Here is a 20,427-nt window from a genome sequence, read left to right on the forward strand (position 1 = left end):
GTTGTTCATTTGCCAATTACAACTAGATCTGCTGTTTTACTCCATCTCTTTGGCTTACATCCTCATTACAAGGACTTCGTAGCTACTACGGGATGGTCCGCCCCCAATCCATAGGCATTTGGTACTTTCCCTCTTGTTGATCTGCAACTTGTAGGTTTTTCCTCATCTTTGGGCTTAGCCCATGTGGGCTTAGCCAAGAACGTCTAGGACTGGGTTCTCATGTTCCACATAAACGCCTGATGTTAAGCTCACGCCACCTACACGCCGGATGCCCCCATATAGCCAAGGGGAGCACTAATTGGGTTAGTCTCCAAGTTGTCCCGAAAGTTCGACGTCCCTCGGTTTCGACATCAGCCATACCAATTTCGAACGCTTCGTCAGTGGTTTGTTTTCACTCGTCTTCTTAACTCATACCTGAAAGAGTCATTGCTCTAACTTTTTTAGTACCGCTTTGGACAACGCTCTTTGAACAACGCTCTTTAGCTAATGCCCCGTGCCATTATCGATAAGGTGGTTTGGAATCTCCTCCCAAAAGGCGATCCCGGAGGGCCTACCTCCATCATCTATGTAGCATTGCAGTGTGATTGTTATCAGCTTGTAGGCGATTTACAACCTCTTTCATTCATGACGCACGCCGAAAGTAGGGATAGGCCAAGTTCAAATTGTTCCCAAATGGTGATGAATCGATAGCCTCTAGGGTAATGTGACAGTGAAGGGTAGCTTCTGCTTCAGGTAGAGTCTCGGCACCAAAACAAAAACCGATATCAAAATCGACTATAGGCTCTTCAATTTTCTTAATCGTCCAAAGAGATTGCCAGCTAGCAGGCCCAAATCAGATAAACCGAACCTGCTAAATCCGCCATAATTATGCCCAGAGAGAGATAGCGTCATCCAGTTGATCTAGATCGAACTAGAGATCTTATTATCACCCAAAAGTTGAGCCACTACATCAAGATGATCTTGCGTCTCTGTTCTTTGGGTATTAGCCCCACAAGAAGTTATTGTCCACCTTTTTGAACGTAGTTGCGGACAAACTCCTCCGCATTGTCTTCTAGAACTTCATCAATTTCATCGAGCAAATCATCAAGCTCAGCCTTAAGCTTGTCTGACTTATCAGCCGTGCCTGGCGTGACCTCCTCTTCTACCGTCTCTTCTGTTCGAGTCGACGCAGTTTTTCGAATCATCTCACGTTCAGCCATCGTTAACTCCCGTTCTAAGAACCCAACCGTTTTATCAGCTCAGCAGCTGTGGCGCATTCTCTAATTAATTCATCGACGTGCTCAGCACTACCTCTTAGCGGATCCATCATAGGAACCCTACGCAAAGGATCCTCACCAAGATCAAAAATCATAGAATCCCAGTTAGCAGCCGCCACCGAAGGTCCATATTTTTCTAAACATTTACCTCGAAAATATGCCCTAGTTCGTTTTGGTGGCTCATATACCGCATCCGCTATTTCAGTTGGACTAACCACATTTTCCATATTCAATCTATAGAACAAAGATTTTGCCGGTCTTATGTCATGATATTGCAAATCAATCGCTGCAAGCTTTGGGTCATCCCATAGAAGGCCATGTCGTTGCTGATAGCCCTGGACCAACCTATATTTGGCAACCCAATCGAGACGATCAGCGGCCAACATAGGGTCCCGCTCAAGAAGTCCAAGAGTCTCTTCCCAAGCGCCAAGGAGTTGCTTGGCCTCAACCTCGTCACCCAAAGCCAAAAGGCCGTGGCTCTGAGAATATCGTTTAGCTCGCTCTAGGTATCTATGTTGAAGATCCAAGGCGGTAATCGTCTTACCAGAGGCAAGCCTTAGAACCTTTTTGAGAGTGACGTCATAGGATATCGTTCTAAGCGTTGTAACAGGGTGCTCCAACGATGCTTCTATCCCATCCAAGGCTCCATCTTCTATCATCGCCAAGATAAGGGCCGTTACGCCCACCTTCAACCACGTTGAGAATTCAGACATATTTGCATCCCCAAGAATTACATGCAACCTACGATATCTCGTAGCATCGGCATGAGGTTCATCTCGGGTATTTACAATGGGCCGCTTGAGAGTCGTTTCGAGACCGACCTCTTCTTCAAAAAAATCAGCTCGCTGTGAGATCTGAAATGGAACCTGCTCCTTCGGAACGTAGCTCATCTCAGTACCGACTTTTCCAGCACCTGCGAAGATTTGTCGCGTTACAAAATAAGGGGTAACTTGCTCTACGATCCTGGCGAATGGAACGTTGCGGTCCATCATGTAATTCTCATGAGTCCCATAAGAATTACCCTTTCGATCAGAATTGTTCTTATAGACCACTATGGATTGGCCCTGAGGCAAGACCTTGGAAGCCGCAATCATTGAGCGTCGAAGGATCTCCTCGCCTGCCTTATCAAAGACAACAGCTTCGCGCGGCGTCAAGCACTCAGGAGAGGAGTATTCAGGGTGGGCGTGATCTACGTAATATCTAGCACCATTTGTCAAAACCGTGTTGACCAAATGAGTTTCGACCTCGGGGCCCAACAAGAACTCCCGCTGAAAGCCCCGAGCATCTACCATTGGAGACTCGTCGTCAAAGTCCCATCCAACGCGTTTTGAGATCTGCGTCACGTAAGAGTTGACAAGCATCGATGAAGAGGTTATTGGATTGGCATCCGCCACACCAACTGTTTGAATTCCATACTCAGTCTCAACTCCACACACTTTTGCAACTGCCATACTTAGCACATATCCTTAATAAACATCATCTTCGGGAAGTGACCTAGTGATCGTAACCAATAATTTATAGATATTGGCCAGTTCCCACCTTCTCAATCGCTCGACCACCCTTTGCCTCTTTACCTTCAGCAACTAGGGTTCGCACATAGACGATACGCTCGCCCTTCTTGCCCGAGATCTTGGCCCAATCATCAGGATTGGTAGTATTGGGCAAGTCTTCGTGCTCTTTGTATTCCTTGGCGATCGACCAAATCAAATCCTGAGTACAAATTCCGCCATCCGACCCAGCAATTGCTCGCTTGATCGCTAATTTCTTAGCTCGACGCACGATATTCTCAATCATGGCACCAGAAGAAAAATCCTTGTAATAGAGGATCTCCTTGTCTCCATTTTGATAAGTCACCTCGAGGAAACGATTCTCTTCGTCTGTACGATACATCTCTTCGACAGTTCGCTCAATTATCAAACGAACTGTCTTTTCTCGATCTCCGCCGCCGAGGTTTTTCACCTCTGACGGATCAAGCGGAAGGTCAGAGGTGAAATATCGACCAAAGATCTGTGTCGCTGCTGTCTCATTAGGACGCTCAATTTTAATTTTCACGTCAAGGCGTCCTGGGCGCAAAATTGCTGGATCTATCAGATCTTCTCGGTTAGAGGCGCCGATAACAATAACGTTCCTAAGCGTCTCTACACCGTCAATTTCGGCCAAGAGTTGTGGGACTATGGTTGACTCCATATCTGAGCTGATACCGGTACCTCTGGTTCTAAAGAGTGAATCCATCTCATCAAAGAAGATTATGACTGGATTGCCCTCTTCAGACTTTTCACGAGCTCGCTGAAAGATCAGTCGAATTTGACGCTCCGTCTCTCCAACGTACTTATTTAGAAGTTCCGGCCCTTTGATATTCATAAAGTAACTACGCCCAGTAGCTTCGCCTTTTATCGCCGCTACCTTCTTAGCCAACGAATTGGCTACCGCTTTTGCAATTAATGTCTTTCCGCAACCTGGAGGACCATATAACAATATTCCTTTTGGAGCCGGAAGTCGATAATCCAAAAAGAGTGCTCGGTGCAAGAATGGTAATTCGACTGCATCGGTAATCTCTTCGATTTGAGTGTCGAGACCACCCACATCCTCATAGGAGACGTCTGGGACTTCTTCTAGGACCAACTCATCCACCTCAGGCCTTGGGAGCTTTTCTAGGATCAGATTCGTCCGGGTGTCCAATAGAACCGAATCCCCCGAGCGCAGCTTTTCATAGCGTGCATCTCCAGCGACTTCTACCACTCGTTCCTCATCCGCTCGAGCCGAGACTAAGAGCCTCTTACCAGGCTCTAACACATCCTTGACAGTTACAACCTCGCCGACCCGCTCTGGGGATCGTGCAAAAATTACAGCAAAAGAATCATTAAGTGCGACCTCTTGGCCAATGGTTATCTCTTCATCCAACAGATCTGGATGCATAGAGACTCGCATCTTCCGCCCCGATGTGATGATATCGGCGCTGCCATCATCATTCAACGATAAAAAAATGCCATAGGCGCTTGGTGGCTGAGTTAGCTTCTCAACCTCTTCCCTCAGTGTGGCGATATGCTCTCTTGCCTGCTGAAGGGTAACAGTCAGCTTCTCATTACGTGTAACTGTCTGAGATAGCTGTCCATTAACCTCAAGAAGTTTCTCTTCGAGGGCCCGCATCCTAAGTGGCGAATCCTGCAAACGTTGCCTAAGTTCTGCCACCTGCTCAGTAAGCACGGCCACCAACTCTTCCGGCGTTGCATTTCCATTCAATGATTCACTGTTAAAATCGTCATTGCTAGTCGTAGAGACCACCTCCCTAAGCCATACGCTACACCCTATGTCGACACTTTTGACACAGACAAAAGGCGTTTTGATGAACTAGTTACCTCGATTGCATCGTAATTGTCAAAATGTGCCCAATAAAGGACGCTGTCCTTCTAAATTTATATCTTGCGTAATCAACGTTGAATTAAAAAGTAAGTCAAAACGAGCCAAACGAATCACGTGATATAAGAAGGACCAAAGAATGAAAGTCTGGATTGACCAAGATCTATGTACTGGGGATGGACTCTGTGAAGAGATCTGCCCTTCCGTATTTACCCTTCAAGACGATGGCCTTGCATACGTAAAGGATGAGACCACAGTCTTCAACTCTCCCGGCGGAGCCCAGCAGATGGCACTGGTTCCATCATCCAAAGAGAGCGAAGTTATCGAAGCTTCCGAAGAATGCCCGGGTGAATGTATATTTGTGGAGATGGAAGCTTAGATATCGCACCAGGTTGTAAAGACCCTAGGGCCATGGACATCTAAATTTAAAAACAGTTCCAAAAGACTCCAATTAACTCCTTAGCGCTAAATATGGAAAGATCTTTTAGCAGGTGGCTACAGCACAGAGTCACCTGCTACTTGCTTTCGAGGATAGTTTCAATCCCAGAGCCATCGGAATCGCATGGCCGCAGAAGAATTTGCAATGTCTAATAATTCACATTTACCCAGGAGCCTATCGCTAGAAGGTTTTGGACCTTGATTCATGGCAGGTCTTGGTCTTTTTATTTGCCCCGCACTTTCAAAAGAAGACAAGCAGATAGGCACGCTCATCCTAAAACCAGCAAAAACTTAGTCATCGTTTTTTTGGAGGAGGCTGGGCCATTGCCAAGGAGTACCCTGGGCCGACACTTTGGCTTAGACACTTTGGCTTAGACACTTTGGCTTAAAGTAGAAATATACGCGATTCAAAGGGGTGCATCTTTGGTGTAATCAATGATCTGATGGTATTCGTATCGATAATCAGACTACCTAGTCGTTTCCTAGGCGAAGATTAAGCGTGGCCTTAACAATCCAGCAATATTGAGTTTTGATAAGTTATCGAGAGTCAGCGCTGAGAGTTACCAAAGTGCCGATGCTGAACAAAATGCCACTAGCACGACCACTAGCAACGCGACCTTCGTCGAAAGGAGTCTTGCTCAAATGATCAGCGGTTCCCTATAGCAGACAACCCAAGATCACAGGCTAGCCCCCCACTTCTATTGATCGCACGATCTGCCTTGTCTTAAAAGTTGCAGTATGCACTAGCAACCCAAAGCATAAAACCAGCGTCTTTTTGTCGTTGACCATGGCAAACCTACAAGCCTTGCTTGGAATGTGGGTCCTCAGAGACGATGTCCATGGAAATCGTGGCAATGGGGTCTTTACTGATCAAAACTTACATACCACAGCGGTTAAATTAAATAAGAATACTGGCGCAATCACCAGGCGTGCGTCTAAATTCTCTGGCCCATAACCACCGGTCTTGGATCGAATTTGCGACCCATCCTGAAAATACGACGGAGCGTCCTCGGCCTCCTTGGACCTTACTTTAGATCCATGGGTTTCCCACAACGAAATCGTGGGTGTCTCGACTTCAAATTCATTTCACCAATCAAGTTGCCTCTAGCATTCCTTTCTGATAGTGTGCAAGTTTATGGACTGGCGATGGAGTTCGCCATAACTGCCACAATGGCTAATAACTCCTACATAGCGTAAGTATCAATACCGTATCGACTTACTTATGGAGGAAATTTTGGTCGTCAGCCCAGTTCTAATTCAAGTATGTCAAGTTCTAACCGTCATACTTGGAGCACCCCTTTTACATGGTTTTATCGTGAAGCTGGAAGAGAAAATTCAGAGAGGCCAAGGACCATCGGTGTTCCAGCCTTATCGTGACTTGATAAAACTTCTGAATAAGGAACTAGTGATACCAGAAACCGCATCATGGGTATTTTGGGTCGCGCCAGTGGTCGCATTCACCTGCATGTTGATTGTACCGATTCTTATTCCAGTGCTGACAAATTATCCTCTCCCGCTGTCCAATATGGGTGACATTTTGGGAGGCGGATTAATTTTAACATTGGGGAGTTTCGCAATCCTCTTAGCCGGACTAGATTCAGGACAACCATTCGGGGGGTTAGGTTCTTCTCGAGCTGTAATGCTGACCATACTGGCTGAACCTACCTTGATTCTCATCTTTGTTGGCGTATCCTTTTTGGACCATTCAATGCTCCCCTTCGTCGCAAACCATTTACTAGTCAGAAACCCCTCCACCTACTGGAGCCCCGCCCATCTATTTTTAGTCTTCGGGTTCTTGATACTTTTAACAGTTGAGACTGATCGACTACCTATTCATTCGTCAATACATTACGAAATCTATATGATTGACGATGCCAGGATTCTTGAATATTCAGGACCATTATTGGCGGTCATCAAATGGTCTACATGGATGAAGCAGTTCATTTTGTACACCATTTTCCTAAATGTATTTTTCTTTCCGTGGGGACTTTCCACGAGCGGATCCATTCCATCATTGCTTTTAGCAATGGGCTTTATTGTCCTAAAATATGGGGCAATTGCCGTGGTTATGTCAGTTACAGACACGATTCAGTCTCGACTACGGTTTTATCGATATCAAGAACCGTTGGCGTTATCATTTTTGTTCGCCGTGGTCGCCTTGATCGCAAATCAGATCTAGAGGTAATGGTATGTTAATAGCTCATTTAAGCTCTCTTGCGACTTCAATTTTCAGCTTTCTGATAACCATTGCATTAGTTTTATCCTTTGTAATGATTGGATCACATTGGCTGAGAAACCACATCTTGGCATTTGCGGCCGAATCTTGGGTCATTGCAATTTTGTCAGCCTCGGTAGCATATTACGGACACTACAAAGAGCTGTATTTAATTGCTATCCTAACGGCGCTATTCAGAGGCAGTTTACTACCCTATCTCCTATTGCGATTGGCAAAAAGGCTTGATATAAAGAGAGAATTTACGCCCATATTTCGGCCGGCCTCTGGCATGGTAATCGGCTCTGTTTTGGTAGTTTTCGCCTTCGTAATAAGTAGATCCCTTGGAGGAACATTAGGTTTAGCGAACAACATCGCACTAACGGCGCTGACAGCAATGTTCGGGCTAAAGCTCATTGGGTTTTTGCTAATGATTCTTCGATCAGAAGCAATTAGCCATATTCTTGGACTTTTAGTAATCGAAAACGGTATTTTCCTAGGATCTCAAATTTTAGTACCTGGACTTCCGCTCCTCTTGGAGCTAGTGATCTTGTTCGATCTGCTAATCATCGTTATGACTTTTGGAATCCTAGTCCGATACCTCAAGCTTGACGTAGGAACAACGTCATCTCGGGATCTCCAAAAGTTGGTTGGTTGAGACGATGAACCTAATATGGATATTATGGACAATTCCCATGGTGGCAATTTTGCTAGGCTTCCTGAGAGGGAAAAGTCTTAGGGACGAGTATGTAAATCTCATATCTTCCCTTGGTGTTTTTGTCGTGTCACTTGTCTTGCTGATTGCAGACGGTAGCAGCCAGAAGGTATACCTATCTGGGTACGTCCTCGTCTCGCCACTTGGAAATTGGGTAACATTCTGCGTAGGAATTGTATATCTCCTCGCATCTATCTATTCAGTTGGCTATATGAAACTCTTAAACGTATCGCCTAGACAGTTGTCGAAGTTCTACAGTTTAATGGAAGGATTTGCCGTTTCGATGCTAGTAGCGGCCTTTATGAACAACCCGGGCCTCTATTGGATCGTTATAGATGTCACCACAATAATAAGCGCCTTTTTAGTTGGGTTTGAGCGGGGACCTGAGAGCATCGAGGCTTCTTGGAAGTACCTAATCATTGTTTCCTCAGGTCTATCACTAGCACTATTGGGAATTGTTCTATTCTATTGGGGGGGCACCTTTCACCTGGGCCAGGTGTATTCAATGAGCTGGGAAACTTTGCATTCCGTTGCGGCACAGGTCCCGACGCCCCTCTTGTTGACGTCTTTCTTTTTAGTTCTAGTTGGCTTCGGGACAAAAGCTGGATTAGCACCAATGCACACTTGGCTTCCTGACGCTCATAGCGAGGGGCCTGCTCCTGTTTCAGCCATGCTATCTGGTGCCCTTCTCAATACAGCGATCTTGGGAATTGTACGTTTTCTTGCCATCTTAAAGGGCACTAAGTCCTCGGGTCCAGCTCATTTAGCAGTAATAATTCTCGGAGTGTTTTCTCTATTTGTTGCAGCTACTTTCATAGTACGTCAACAAGGCATCAAGCGACTAATGGCCTATTCGAGTATTGAACATATTGGCATCATCGCGATTGGCTTTGGCTTTGGAGGGGCCCTGGGTGTCGCAGGGGCTATGTACAACATGCTCAACCACTCCCTAAATAAATCGCTAATGTTTTTCGGTTCCGGGAATGCAATGCGAAATTACAGATCTAAAGAAATCGATAAGATTCGGCGAGTGCTCACCTATTTCCCCGTGACAGGCTCCCTGTGGCTATTGGGCGCCATTGCAATTACGGGCGCTCCTCCGTTCGGATTATTCCAAGGTGAGGTATCTATCCTTCGCGCTGGGATGCAAAGCAAAAATGTTTGGGCGGTTTGGGTGGTGGCAATTCTTCTAATTGTTATCTTTATTGGTTTCCTAAATCACTTCCGAGCAATGTATTTCGGTTTAGATGTTGAACCAGGAAATGCACCAACAATAACAATGAACACTTGGCTGTCACTCCCAATGTGGTTGAGTTTACTAGCGATTGTAGTGTTAGGGCTCTGGTGGCCATCAGGGTTAGTGCATTTCTTCATAAACGCAGGGAAGTCACTTTAATGAGTAAATCAGTTCGAAGATACGTTGCGCCAACGGAACTAATCGATGTAGCGAGGGAACTTCTCGCCCTCGGATGTCGATTTCAGATGGCCTATCACCGCCACAGCGGACGATCCCTAGAGATTGTTTACTTGGTTGATCAAGGCCCCAACCTTGAATTCTTGGAGATAATCGTGCGCTCAGAAGGGGAACTACCTTCCCTTTCTGAGGTCGCCCCGTTACTTAGCTGGTACGAACGAGAGATCATGGATCTCTCGGAAATTACATTCATAGGTAATCCAGAATCTTTTCCACTGGTTGTGCTAAACGGAATGACGCTAGATGGCTCACCATTTGACCCCAACTGCGACGTTCAACCCCTTTTATCAGGAACTCCAGCGTCGCCAAGCCTTCCTGAAATTGAAGCAAGTCAGGTCCAAGACCTTTTTTGGGGTCCAATTCGCGCAGACATCGTTGAAACGGGCGAGTTCCATTTTGCATATATCGGTGAGGAAATCTTGCACTACACTCCGCGATTATTTTACAAGCACCGTGGAATTGAACACGGCCTTCAAAATCGTGATCCCGCAGCTGGACTCATATTAGCAGAGCGAGTGTCTGGAGTTGGAACAATCAGTCACGGCTTGGCATACTGCCTTGCCGTCGAAAATGCGTTTGGGTTTGAAGTTCCCCAACGTGCACAATTATTGAGAATAGTATTGGCGGAGCTTGAGCGTATCTACAACAATCTTCACTTCTTTGCAATGTTAGCCAAAACGACGACCTTGAAAGTTGGTGAAGCCTTCGGACTACTGCTGGAGGAAGAGGCAAAGCAGATCAATGCCAAGTTGAGTGGTCACCGTCTACTTAGAAATCTTCTGTCCACCGGAGGTTTGCGCAGAGATCTCAACGTTGGGTTTCTCGCCTTTGAGCTTCGGTCCCTCAAAGCAAAGGTTCAAGACTATTTAGATTCGCTTGCCAACACGCAAAGCTACCTAGATCGTCTTATGGAAACCGGCATTCTTTCAGCTGATGCTGCATTCGATTTCGGCGCAACAGGTCCCATCGCGAATGCCTCAGGGCTTCAAAGAGACTTACGTGTCCATCATCCATATTCAGGATATGACGCACTTTCTATGAAAATTCCGCTTCGAACAAAAGGGGATGCCCTTGCCAGAGCCGAAGTTCGTGCCGAATCGCTCATTGGGGCATTTGATTTGATCGATCAAGCTATTCAGACCTTAGAACCAGGTGATATAAACCTATACAAACCAATCGTCCCTGTCGGGACTGTAGATGGACTCGGCTGGACTGAAGGGCCGAGAGGCTCATGTTTTTATGCAGTTCGTTTGAATGATGGAATCTTTGAACGGGTGAAGATAAAGTCACCTTCCTTTTCAAACTGGAAGGCGTTTCCCCTTACGGTTCACTCCTCCAACATGATGGATTACGCGATCAACGAGGCAAGTTTTGGGCTAACAATTGCTGGCGCAGACAGGTAGACAATAATGAAAAATTGGACCCTAAAAGGATTAGTCGCTGGTAAGGCGACAACGAACTGGCCGAACTCAGGTGACAACGATGGTCAAGATGGAGTAGCTGGAATGCCAATCTTTGACCCCAAACAATGCTCCTTGGGGTGCCAAACGTGCGTACAAGTATGTCCCACTAAGGCTTTTAGTGTAGAAAAAAATAATCTAGATGAGGTATCTGTCTCACTCGATTACGGACGATGTATCAACTGTCAAATATGCGTGGAGACTTGCCCAAGCGAAGCCTTGAAAAGTTCTCCCCAACGGGCCATGGTTTCAAGATCGAAAAGTGACCTTGTATCTTCAGACCTGGAGGGCGAACCGGAGGTCAATCGACTTCAAAGTCGAATAAGTTCTATCTTTAGGGGTAGCCTTCACCTCCGGCATGTCGATGCCGGATCGTGCAACGGTTGTGAATCTGAGCTCGGCGCCCTGAACAGCCCATTTTACAATCTTCATCGCCTCGGAATATTCTTTACGCCGTCACCTCGATTCGCCGATGTCCTGCTTGTTACAGGCCCAGTAGTTCCCCAAATGAAAGAGCCGCTCCTGCGAACTTGGGAGGCAATGCCCAGACCACGTTTCGTAGTTGCCGCTGGGACATGCGCAATTTCGGGTGCACCTTTCGATTTTGGATATTCAGGCGGATATGGCTTAAGCGATCTTCTGCCCATAGATATTTTTATACCAGGTTGTCCGCCCACTCCCGCAGAACTAATCCATGGTCTGCTTCTACTCACAGATCGAATCGACCAAAAAATACACGGTGGTAGAAATGAGCCTTGAACTAATTTCAATTGGCGCCGTATTATTGGCTGCCACCGTGGTGGCGGCTGGCCTCAAGCAATCCTTTTTCATTACCAGATCTTTTTTCTCCCTAGGAGTGCTATTCCTCCTAATAGGAAGCATGTTTGCATTGCCTCACGGTACCAGAGGCGTCGAACTCTTCCCAAGTGGAGGTCTTGCCGTTACCTTCTCACTTGATGCTTCAGCTAGCTGGCTTGTGGCGTGGGGATTGGCCCCAGCCCTCTTTGCAGGGATTACCATCTCCCGTAGCCGTATCTCCCAGGGCTGGTATGGGGGCGCCGCTCTTACCATTCTCGGAGCAATTGGAGTCGCTGGCTTACAAGACGGGATCTCATTTCTAATCGCCTGGGAAGTAATGAGCTTGGGCGGGGCATTCCTGTTGCTAAACGATCGGCGCGCTTCTACCGCTGATGCGGGTCAATCGAACCTATTCATGCTCTCATTACTTGAAGTAGGCAGCGTCTCATTGCTAATTGGCATGCTGGTGCTTGGATCGCGGGATCCTAGCTTTTCAGTCTGGCACGGCTTATGGCTTGGACTGTCACCACTAGAGACCTTCGGCATCGGAGTGCTGTTCCTGATTGGTTTCGGAGCAAAACTCGGGGTTTTGCCTTTCTATGAGTGGTATCCGTCTGCCTATTCAAGTGGCAGTGGTGCAACCGGGGCAATACTCTCGGGTGTGGTATTAAATGTCGCATGGTATTCTCTAGGTCGTGCACTTCTTCATTGGATGCCAGCCTCAAAAACGCCTCTGCTTTTTGGGGTGTTGGTTCTAGCCGCTGGCGTCATCTCGGCTATTCTAAGCATTTTGTACGGCTTCCAGCAAGGTGATTGGAGAAAACTACTTTCATTTTCGACAGCTGAAAATGGGGGCCTTGCCACAGCAGCACTTGGCGCTGCAATTATGTTCAGAGTTGCCGGACTCCCTGACCTTTCAACCCTGGCTTGGGTTGTTGGCCTTTTGCATCTGGGAGGACACTCACTTGCTAAGGGTTCGCTTATGATCACGGCGGATCAGATTTACGAGACAGGCGGAACCTACGAAATCAGTCAGCATGACGCCTTATCTAGAGCGCCTTGGACCCTAGGCGTTGGTGCCGTAATGGGTGGAATGAGCCTTTCCGCCATGCCTCCTATGGCTGGATTTGTAAGCGAATGGTTTCTTTTCCAAACTCTATTTCAGGCCTTTAGATTCACAAGCTCGACCGGTAGGGTTGCGCTGGCGTTAGCGGGTGCAGGTATAGCGCTAACCGCTGCACTCTCGCTCGCTACCATGATAAAGGTTTTAGGTGTCGGGATGCTAGGAAAAAACCAAAATAGAACGCCACAGCGCCAGACATTGCCCGTTGACCAAAAAAGCCGTTCTCTTGCAGTACTAAGTCTTGGAACATTGGCCCTTGTTTATTCGGTAGGAATGATCTGGTGGATCCGTGAACTTACATATGCATCTTGGATAGGACCATCACAAACCGTAAACCACATGGTTGACGGTTTGCTCCTAGTGCCGCTCTCATCTGGTTTCGCATTTATTTCACCATTTCTCTTAGTTGTAGTAGGTGGATTGCTCTCTCTTATTCCACTGGCACTAATTCGACTTAGACGTCATGGGATCAACGGTTATAGAAAAGTTCCAATATGGGCACAAGGTCTGGAAAAGGTACCCGAATCAAGCGCTACTACCGCTTTAGTATTCTCCAATGCTCTGCGCCAATTTTATAGCTTCATATACCGACCCAAGACTGTTGCCAAGTCTGACGGAAACGAGAAGGGCTACTTCGTAAAACAGGTAAGTTTCGAATACTCGGTGGCTCCAATTTTTGGGCCATTTCTTTTCTCACCAATTGTACGATTAGTTAGGTGGACCTCAGAAAAAACCTCAAAAATGCAAATGGGGTCGATGAACGTTTACATCCTCTACATAGGCTTGATGCTAATTCTGATCCTTGCAATAGCTATTTTTATATAGCCTTAGGTTCGGCCGCCACCCAACTATGCTAGACGCCGACCATGGTAGCCACCATGTCGTAGCACGATGGGTCAATGGCGACTGAAACGTGTAAGTTTGCGCCCATGAAACATGCATGCTGTAGCCACTCGATCATTATGCATAACAACAAAAGCCCACAAAGGATGTGCCGAGCCCACCCAATTTCGGCCAATTATGGATTTCTTACCACGAGGTACTGCGCCTCGATAACATTAACCAACAAATGGCCAGATCAAAACCATATTGGTCCATCCACTTAGGGCCCTTTTTGTCAGGGTTCCACAGCCAAAGAGTCAACTCCTCAACAAAACTTCCACTGTCGTAGTTGGCCGGGAAGCATCTACTGCGTAAAAGTTAGAAGACCGACTCAACAAGACATCACCAACTCACCTTTACACCCGGCAAAGAACGTCCTCGGTCCTATAGCACCTGCACCTTTGGGCCGGAAGACGATAGAAATCAAAAAGACAGAGCAGCTACCAAGAGTGGGGGTAAAATTATTCCTGCGGGCTCGGGACGAAATGGTCTTCCAAGAGGACAGCGCCATCTATTTCTATGGGTTTTACAAAATCGCCAAGGATTCTCGCTTTAGTCAAAAATCCCGTATGAGCGACCATCCTGTGATCGGGTCGAAGAGCACTAGAGGAGTGGTACCACTCCCTCACAAAGACCTCAAGGGTCTCGCCTAAAAAGAAGCCATTGACGTTCAAGCTTGAGCGAAATTGCTCCAACTGGCCAACACTGGTTTGGTAGGCAAGTACAATTCCCCCCGGAACAAGCTTTCCATGGAGGTGTTCTAAGACGCGCCATGGTTCAGGAAGGTCCAAGACCACTCGATCAAACGGGCCATCCTCAATGGCGGTATATGCATCTGCTATCTTTACGGTGTATCTCGATAGCGCACTTGGTCCTAAGTAACTTTGAACATTATTCCAAGCTCTGTTGGCAAAGTCCTGTCGAATCTCATATCCAGTGACTATCGCGCCTGCATTCAACAGGGCCATCGATAAAGCACCAGAGCCCACGCCGCTCTCTAACACTCTTGAGCCTTGGCCGATGTCAGCCATCATCAAAATCTGCCCGAGATCCTTAGGATAGATAACTTGGGCGCCTCTAGGCATTCCCGCAATCGCCTCAGCCATGGTGGGGCGAACGGCTCTAAAGGCTTTGCCCTTGGAGCTAAATAGGCGAAAGCCCGGTAGTTGACCGATAAGTTCATCATGAACGATTGAGCCATGATGCGTGCTCGACTTTTTGCCCTGACCCAAATCGATGAATTGGCTTCGCCGCCGCTCATCGATCAGAAGAACTCGCTCACCATCTCTAAATCTATATTCGTCGTTTTCTGGATTCACTGGAAATCAATTCTGCTAATTAAATTAAAAACTTGTCCGCTGAACGCTATGGTTGGGATTAGAGGCTCGTGCACACCAAAGTCATAACTCCTCAATCCAGTTGTCTCCGTAGTCTCCACCAAAAAGCTAACGGGATCAAGATCCCACTCAAAGGGCCACGAGAACGGAATCTAAAAAATTGACTGTTGAGGATTTGGTCTAGCGAGTTTTACTCTTATCGTCAGGCTAACGGGCCAACAATTGAGTAACGTCGTAAATCTATTTGACTTTGTAGCTTGTGATTTTGAGATTCTCACCGTCTTTAAGAACGATTCGAGCGTTGCCGCCACGTCCTCTTTTTTTAAGGCGATTATAAACCCATGCACCAATTACGAAATAGCGAACCAGTGGGGAATAACGCGCTAATCGGCCCTTTAAAAGACGATTGATTACGCGGGCGAGAGTTGCGCCTAAACCTTTTTTGACTACCTTAGATGCGGGTGATTTCAACGATTGTATTCCTCTTACGTCCTAAACGATAGCCTAGATAAAGTGCCACCACAAAGACACCAACACCAACTGCAGTCCCAATCGTAGGTAGTGCGGGCAATGCAGTCTTGCCTGCCTTCGTCAAACCCGACTCGAGTTCTTCGAACTTCGCTTTGATGTCTTCTCTAGTAATCTTGTCTTGTGCCACTCAATTCCCTTCGTAAGTTATTATCAACATAAGGTCATCAAACCAAACCTTGAATTCAAGAAATTTATTTAAGCAGTTCTTTGGCTGACGCCTTTCGCCGGGCCGCCTTCAGCGAAACCAGCGTAAGAGCAATACCAACTACAGCGATGATCAGATATGGGATCCAACTTAGATCACCTGTAAATGTTGAACCAGTTTGACTCTGGAGAAGTCGTAAAAATCCAAGTAGCAGTAGGATTACTCCGAGCACCAAAAGAAGCGATCCAGCCAATCCGAAGATTAGATAACGCCCTAGCTTTTTCGCGGGCCCTAAAGTCTCTTGCTTGACATATGCCAAAAGGGTCGCCCTCAAGTCCTCGAAGGGACTCTTGGTCTCAAAGATCTCTTTCAACGTCATTTATCGACCTATCTCTTCAAAAACTACCAACGTCTAATGACTCTCTTTGATCGAAGCTAGTTAGGGTCACAAGCCTATCGGATTCCCAGCATCTTCTCATAAAACTCAATCTGTTCGGCAACGAAGCCGCCTAGTGTCTCTAGCCTATTTGATCCAAAGGGTTCCACAAGCAACTCATGGCGTTGGTCTTTATGTAATGGTGTCTTAGCGCACAAAGCCCATAGGCGCATCGTTGGATCAGTTGGCAACTCACTAGAGTCAAAGATATTTACCTTAGCACCCATCTCAATCGCTAATCGGATCGCATGCTTTAGATAATTCTCTAATTCCCCTAGTCGCACTAGGTCAGGCAAGTCCATATCATTGGCACTTCTAATCAAGGCAACCGGATACGGATCGTCAGGCAACCAGTTCTTAACGGAGATTCGCTCGTCTCCCACCACCTCTACAATTCGGTCTCCAGTTGTTAGGAGTCCTGACGAAACGATACGGACCCTCGTTGCATAAAAAGGAGACTCCTCCTGAAGCGGAATAGTAACCTTGTCATTGTCGGTGTCAGCTATCACAAAGCAGCCATCATTGCGATCACAGTCCCGAATCAGTTGGTGGTACCGGGGTTCAAAGACCCTAATAGTCAAGCTTTCACCTGGAAATAAGATCAGTGGAATTATAAAGACACCGCTTGGAGTATCGAAAATCATCTATGAGCCCTTCGAGAGATCGACGCCTTTATCAAGTCCATCAACGAAGCCTACGCTCTATCCCTCTCGAGGACGCAAGAAATAAGTAGAGCGAGCAGTCGCAACGAATCGATCAGCGTCGTCATAAACATCCGCGCTTACAAATAGTACTCGCTCACCGCCGGAAATCACTTTCGCGGTGCAGATCAAACGACTGCCGACCTTTGCAGGACGCAAAAACGAAACACTTAAATCGGTATTTGAGGTATAGACCTTTCGCCCAGCAAAGGTGACTGTCGCTGCGCCCATGGCCGAATCGATAAATGCAGCTATGAAACCGCCCTGAATTACGCCCGCCGGATTCGAAAATCTCTCATGTGCAATCATCTGCCAAATGGAGACTCCAGGTGTCGCCTTATCGAGGCACTCCATCCCTAGAGTAAGATCACAGGGAGGAGGGATCTGTATCTTTGGACGCTCTTGGCGTTGCACCACTCAAAACCCCTTAAAACTCGATGAGATAACTCAAACCATTCATAACCTTAGCGGAAGTTGAGGATCAAAAAGATGCAATTATCCTCGAGGAAAAAGGTTCGCGCGCCACTAAAAGATCAAAAATAGCCAGAATCTAACGACGTCGAAAAATAGTTGAAATCTTTTTTGAAAAATGTCAAGGTTATTTTGAAGAATTGTTCCCTGCCTGGAAATAATTTCAATAACATTTTGTTTAGTAATCATCGTTATAAATTCAATGACAACTAATCTGGCCTAATGCACCTTTTCCTGAAATCACTTTTAGTGGCCTTTTTGGTAACCCAAGTCGCTATCTTCTGCACCACCGTCTTTTTGCATCGCGCTGCGTCCCATAGAGCCCTTAAGCTTTCCAAGCCACTCACCTACATCTTTCGAACCATAATATGGCTGACAACTGGAATCAAGCCACGTCAATGGGTCGCCGTCCACCGGGTTCATCACGCCTACACCGACGTTCCAGGAGATCCACATTCACCAATTGTCGAAGGCTTCGCAGCAATTCAATTTGGTAACGTCTACTTTTATCGCAGGACTATTCGAATTCCTGGGTTAGTGGAACGTTACGCCAAGGACCTAGCGCCAGACAAGATGGACAAGATCGTCTACGATCGATCGCTCCTAGGACTCGGTATAGGCATAGCTATTTTGTGGTTGACCTTCGGTTGGGAACTGGCCCTCATAACGTCGGTACTGCATACAGCGATGTATCTACTTCTATCCGGCGCTATAAACGCAATTGGTCACACCTATGGCCGTAGACCATACGACAATTTGGCAACAAACAACAACTGGCTTGCGCTTTTCACAGCAGGCGAAGGTCTCCATAACAACCATCACGCTGCGCCAACGTCTGCGAAGCTAGCTCTTGGCAAACGCCAAATCGATCCATCCTGGCCCTTTATCAAAGTTATGGTTGCATTGGGACAAGCCACAATACGCCATAGCGAGCCGAAATTTGTAAATCCCAAGCGAATTACCAAGGAAACCATCGCCTAGGCAACCTGTAACCGCCTGCTTTTTTGGCAGTGGCTAAAATGTGACAAACCCGAACTTTACAATCTCCCAATGCAAATGGCTGCACTGGGAGATTTTGATTGATATTGATTACCTAAATATAGGCACTGCGACCTAAGATTTTCACTATCATCTATCGATTGTGCAAAATGCAACATATCTGTGAGGAGCCGAATAAGTGATGACAGAGATCGCCCCAGAACGTAATCCCCACCTAGCTAAAATTCTAGAATTTGGCACATCTCCGTGGATCGACAACATTACAAGAGATTGGTTTGTAAATGGAAAACTTTCCGAGCTAATAGCTCTTGGGGTCGTCGGTCTCACCTCAAACCCTTCCATCTTTTCCAATGCGATCTCCTCCACTGATATCTACGATAAGGACATTGCAGCTTTTGCATCAAAGGGTCTCAACTCCTCTCAGATCGCCTTCGAACTAGCAAAATATGATGTATCGGCCGCAGCACGACTTATGGCACAAATCTACGAATCCTCCAACAAACAAGACGGTTGGGTCTCCCTAGAGGTCGATCCAGACCTCGCATTCGATTCACCAGGAACTCTCGCCGCAGCAAAAGCGCTTCATCAAGAACTCCATATTGATAATGCAATAAAGAACATCATGATCAAAATTCCAGCCACCAAAGAGGGGCTTGGGCCCATCGAAGATGCCCTTGCATCTGGAATTAGCGTGAATGTTACTCTAATATTTTCCCTAGAGCGATATCGCGAGGTCTATCGTGCCTTCCTTCGAGGCGCCTCTCGTTTTGCACAAGATGGTGGCGACCTAACTACCCTAAAGAGCGTCGCATCATTTTTTGTGTCGCGCTTGGACTCAGCGATCGACCCGCTGCTGGTTCAAAGGGGTCGCCCAGATCTAGTTGGAACCGTTGCCTTAGCTCAATCCAAGATGGCCTATCAAGCGTTCTTAGAGTTTCAAAACGAAAGCGAATCCCAAGAGCTACTTGCCAAGGGGCTGTCGCCACAACGTCCTCTTTTCGCCTCGACATCAACTAAGAATCCCGACTTTCCTGACTTGTTGTATGTTGAAAACCTCATTGGCCCTAACTCTGTCAACACAATGCCACTGGGAACCCTGGAAGCACTTGTAGATCATGGCAATCCTAGGAAAGAGTCCGTGCTCGAAGATATTGAAGGTGCAATAGAACTACTTTCATCAACACTATCTTCTTTAGACATTGACCTTGTCGAGGTCACTCAAGAGTTAGAACGCCAAGGTGTATCCTCATTTTCCAAGGCTTGGCATGCACTCCTTGAAGAGATTGAAAAAAAGATAGCAAACTTCTAACAAAATCAATCATCTCTGCAAAATTTACTACATGACACCTAAAGAGGCATCACTTGACGGAAATATATACCAAGTGATGCCTTTGCGTTGAGGCTTATGCCAACCTCACCAAAAATAAATTCACACCGGAGCAAAAAGCTATATGTCCTAGCCAAACTTTCCAAAATTCAACCCATTCTCCCAGCTAGTAGCCTTGAAGGTCTAATGTTGAGACACTACAAATGCGTCGCAATCGTCTTGATTGGATAATACTCTTTGATTAATGCCCCATGCCACAATCGCTATAGCCCTCATGGATCTCCTCTAAAAAGGAGATCCATGAGGGCTAAGTTCCGCTATTTATCATTAGCAGTGCAGCGTGATTGTCATCTCCTTGTAGCAGATATACGACCTCTTTATTTATATCACACGACGAAGTAAGGTCTGGATTCAACAAACCAAATTAGCTTTCTTGCTCAGCCAACGGTAATTGCATCTATTGGCTCATTTAACTTCTTAGGTGGCAATGAGCCATAGAATGCAGCATCACCGAAGGAGAAGACCCCTCCATCACTAGCTACCAACCAGTAGCCCTTGCCATCTGGGGTTGAAGCAATTCCTACTATTGGCTTGTTGAGTGTCTTAGGTGGCAAGGAGCCATAGAAGGCAGCATCACCAAAGCTAAAGACTCCGCCATCTGCTGCAACCAACCAGTAGCCTTTGCCATCTGGGGTTGAAGCAATTCCTACTATTGGCTTGTTGAGTGTCTTAGGTGGCAATGAGCCATAGAAGCAGCATCACCAA

19 protein-coding genes and 1 riboswitch are annotated in these 20,427 nt (G+C 46.6%); of the genes, 9 read left to right on the forward strand and 10 right to left on the reverse strand.

All coding sequences use genetic code 11. From position 1 onward, the window contains the following. Nucleotides 1–998: 998 nt before the first annotated feature. From AXFE_RS15615 to arc, 3 genes are all read right to left on the reverse strand, one after another. The gene (locus AXFE_RS15615; RefSeq protein WP_052606877.1) at nucleotides 999–1,199 is read right to left on the reverse strand and encodes a ubiquitin-like protein Pup; all 201 of its coding nucleotides are present in this window, start codon (nucleotides 1,197–1,199) and stop codon (nucleotides 999–1,001) included. Between the two features lie 14 nt (nucleotides 1,200–1,213). Further along, nucleotides 1,214–2,707, reverse strand: a complete 1,494-nt coding sequence (gene dop / locus AXFE_RS15620; protein WP_052606878.1) for a depupylase/deamidase Dop — start codon at nucleotides 2,705–2,707, stop codon at nucleotides 1,214–1,216. Between the two features lie 64 nt (nucleotides 2,708–2,771). Continuing rightward, nucleotides 2,772–4,496 (reverse strand): proteasome ATPase, encoded by a 1,725-nt coding sequence (gene arc / locus AXFE_RS15625; RefSeq protein ID WP_052606892.1) that lies wholly within the window; start codon nucleotides 4,494–4,496, stop codon nucleotides 2,772–2,774. A gap of 256 nt (nucleotides 4,497–4,752) precedes the next feature. Here arc and AXFE_RS15630 point away from each other — a divergent pair, with 256 nt between their 5' ends. From AXFE_RS15630 to AXFE_RS15660, 7 genes are all read left to right on the forward strand, one after another. Then, on the forward strand, nucleotides 4,753–4,992 hold the full coding sequence (locus AXFE_RS15630; protein WP_052606879.1) for a ferredoxin: 240 nt from the start codon (nucleotides 4,753–4,755) through the stop codon (nucleotides 4,990–4,992). 1,192 nt (nucleotides 4,993–6,184) lie between these two features. Beyond that, nucleotides 6,185–6,245, forward strand: a riboswitch (Fluoride riboswitch). Between the two features lie 40 nt (nucleotides 6,246–6,285). Further along, nucleotides 6,286–7,230, forward strand: coding sequence for a respiratory chain complex I subunit 1 family protein (locus AXFE_RS15635; protein WP_200891314.1), 945 nt, complete (start codon nucleotides 6,286–6,288; stop codon nucleotides 7,228–7,230). Nucleotides 7,231–7,240: 10 nt separating this feature from the next. Beyond that, nucleotides 7,241–7,921 (forward strand): hydrogenase, encoded by a 681-nt coding sequence (locus tag AXFE_RS15640; RefSeq protein ID WP_052606881.1) that lies wholly within the window; start codon nucleotides 7,241–7,243, stop codon nucleotides 7,919–7,921. A 124-nt stretch (nucleotides 7,922–8,045) separates the two neighbouring features. Beyond that, a complete protein-coding gene (locus AXFE_RS15645; RefSeq protein WP_235347866.1) occupies nucleotides 8,046–9,374 on the forward strand; it encodes a proton-conducting transporter transmembrane domain-containing protein in 1,329 nt (442 codons plus the stop codon). Beyond that, the gene (locus tag AXFE_RS15650; protein WP_052606882.1) at nucleotides 9,374–10,855 is read left to right on the forward strand and encodes an NADH-quinone oxidoreductase subunit D-related protein; all 1,482 of its coding nucleotides are present in this window, start codon (nucleotides 9,374–9,376) and stop codon (nucleotides 10,853–10,855) included. Before AXFE_RS15645 ends, AXFE_RS15650 begins: the two co-directional genes overlap by 1 nt. Nucleotides 10,856–10,861: 6 nt before the next feature. Beyond that, the gene (locus AXFE_RS15655; protein WP_052606883.1) at nucleotides 10,862–11,671 is read left to right on the forward strand and encodes an NADH-quinone oxidoreductase subunit B family protein; all 810 of its coding nucleotides are present in this window, start codon (nucleotides 10,862–10,864) and stop codon (nucleotides 11,669–11,671) included. Next, entirely contained in the window at nucleotides 11,661–13,658 is a 1,998-nt protein-coding gene (locus tag AXFE_RS15660; protein WP_082058831.1) for a proton-conducting transporter transmembrane domain-containing protein, read from the forward strand. Before AXFE_RS15655 ends, AXFE_RS15660 begins: the two co-directional genes overlap by 11 nt. A 518-nt stretch (nucleotides 13,659–14,176) precedes the next feature. Here the strand turns inward: AXFE_RS15660 and AXFE_RS15665 are convergent. The 6 genes from AXFE_RS15665 to AXFE_RS15690 all read right to left on the reverse strand — a co-directional run bounded on the left by AXFE_RS15665 (nucleotide 14,177) and on the right by AXFE_RS15690 (nucleotide 17,282). After that, the gene (locus tag AXFE_RS15665; protein WP_082058832.1) at nucleotides 14,177–15,034 is read right to left on the reverse strand and encodes a tRNA (adenine-N1)-methyltransferase; all 858 of its coding nucleotides are present in this window, start codon (nucleotides 15,032–15,034) and stop codon (nucleotides 14,177–14,179) included. 258 nt (nucleotides 15,035–15,292) lie between these two features. Then, a complete protein-coding gene (locus AXFE_RS20145; protein ID WP_052606884.1) occupies nucleotides 15,293–15,523 on the reverse strand; it encodes a hypothetical protein in 231 nt (76 codons plus the stop codon). Further along, nucleotides 15,504–15,710, reverse strand: coding sequence for a hypothetical protein (locus AXFE_RS15675; RefSeq protein ID WP_052606885.1), 207 nt, complete (start codon nucleotides 15,708–15,710; stop codon nucleotides 15,504–15,506). Before AXFE_RS15675 ends, AXFE_RS20145 begins: the two co-directional genes overlap by 20 nt. A gap of 64 nt (nucleotides 15,711–15,774) precedes the next feature. Then, entirely contained in the window at nucleotides 15,775–16,107 is a 333-nt protein-coding gene (locus AXFE_RS15680; protein WP_052606886.1) for a phage holin family protein, read from the reverse strand. 74 nt (nucleotides 16,108–16,181) lie between these two features. Further along, nucleotides 16,182–16,808, reverse strand: a complete 627-nt coding sequence (locus AXFE_RS15685) for an LON peptidase substrate-binding domain-containing protein (RefSeq protein ID WP_052606887.1) — start codon at nucleotides 16,806–16,808, stop codon at nucleotides 16,182–16,184. A 57-nt stretch (nucleotides 16,809–16,865) separates the two neighbouring features. Next, nucleotides 16,866–17,282 (reverse strand): PaaI family thioesterase, encoded by a 417-nt coding sequence (locus tag AXFE_RS15690; RefSeq protein WP_052606888.1) that lies wholly within the window; start codon nucleotides 17,280–17,282, stop codon nucleotides 16,866–16,868. Nucleotides 17,283–17,594: 312 nt separating this feature from the next. Here AXFE_RS15690 and AXFE_RS15695 point away from each other — a divergent pair, with 312 nt between their 5' ends. Then, the gene (locus tag AXFE_RS15695) at nucleotides 17,595–18,317 is read left to right on the forward strand and encodes a fatty acid desaturase (protein WP_052606889.1); all 723 of its coding nucleotides are present in this window, start codon (nucleotides 17,595–17,597) and stop codon (nucleotides 18,315–18,317) included. Between the two features lie 199 nt (nucleotides 18,318–18,516). Further along, complete coding sequence (tal, locus tag AXFE_RS15700; protein ID WP_052606890.1) at nucleotides 18,517–19,644, forward strand: transaldolase; 1,128 nt, start codon at nucleotides 18,517–18,519, stop codon at nucleotides 19,642–19,644. A 455-nt stretch (nucleotides 19,645–20,099) separates the two neighbouring features. Here tal and AXFE_RS15705 read toward each other — a convergent pair whose 3' ends face one another. Beyond that, entirely contained in the window at nucleotides 20,100–20,402 is a 303-nt protein-coding gene (locus AXFE_RS15705; RefSeq protein WP_052606891.1) for a hypothetical protein, read from the reverse strand. Nucleotides 20,403–20,427: the final 25 nt, after the last annotated feature.

This window comes from Acidithrix ferrooxidans (genome assembly GCF_000949295.1).
Taxonomy (GTDB): Bacteria; Actinomycetota; Acidimicrobiia; order Acidimicrobiales; family Acidimicrobiaceae; genus Acidithrix; species Acidithrix ferrooxidans.

Coding starts and splice junctions, on each gene's coding strand:
- AXFE_RS15615 (WP_052606877.1), bottom strand. CDS start 1,199: ATGGCTGAACGTGAGATGATTCGAAAAACTGCGTCGACTCGAACAGAA.
- dop (WP_052606878.1), bottom strand. CDS start 2,707: ATGGCAGTTGCAAAAGTGTGTGGAGTTGAGACTGAGTATGGAATTCAA.
- AXFE_RS15630 (WP_052606879.1), top strand. CDS start 4,753: ATGAAAGTCTGGATTGACCAAGATCTATGTACTGGGGATGGACTCTGT.
- AXFE_RS15640 (WP_052606881.1), top strand. CDS start 7,241: ATGTTAATAGCTCATTTAAGCTCTCTTGCGACTTCAATTTTCAGCTTT.
- AXFE_RS15650 (WP_052606882.1), top strand. CDS start 9,374: ATGAGTAAATCAGTTCGAAGATACGTTGCGCCAACGGAACTAATCGAT.
- AXFE_RS15655 (WP_052606883.1), top strand. CDS start 10,862: ATGAAAAATTGGACCCTAAAAGGATTAGTCGCTGGTAAGGCGACAACG.
- AXFE_RS15660 (WP_082058831.1), top strand. CDS start 11,661: ATGAGCCTTGAACTAATTTCAATTGGCGCCGTATTATTGGCTGCCACC.
- AXFE_RS15680 (WP_052606886.1), bottom strand. CDS start 16,107: ATGACGTTGAAAGAGATCTTTGAGACCAAGAGTCCCTTCGAGGACTTG.
- AXFE_RS15685 (WP_052606887.1), bottom strand. CDS start 16,808: ATGATTTTCGATACTCCAAGCGGTGTCTTTATAATTCCACTGATCTTA.
- tal (WP_052606890.1), top strand. CDS start 18,517: ATGACAGAGATCGCCCCAGAACGTAATCCCCACCTAGCTAAAATTCTA.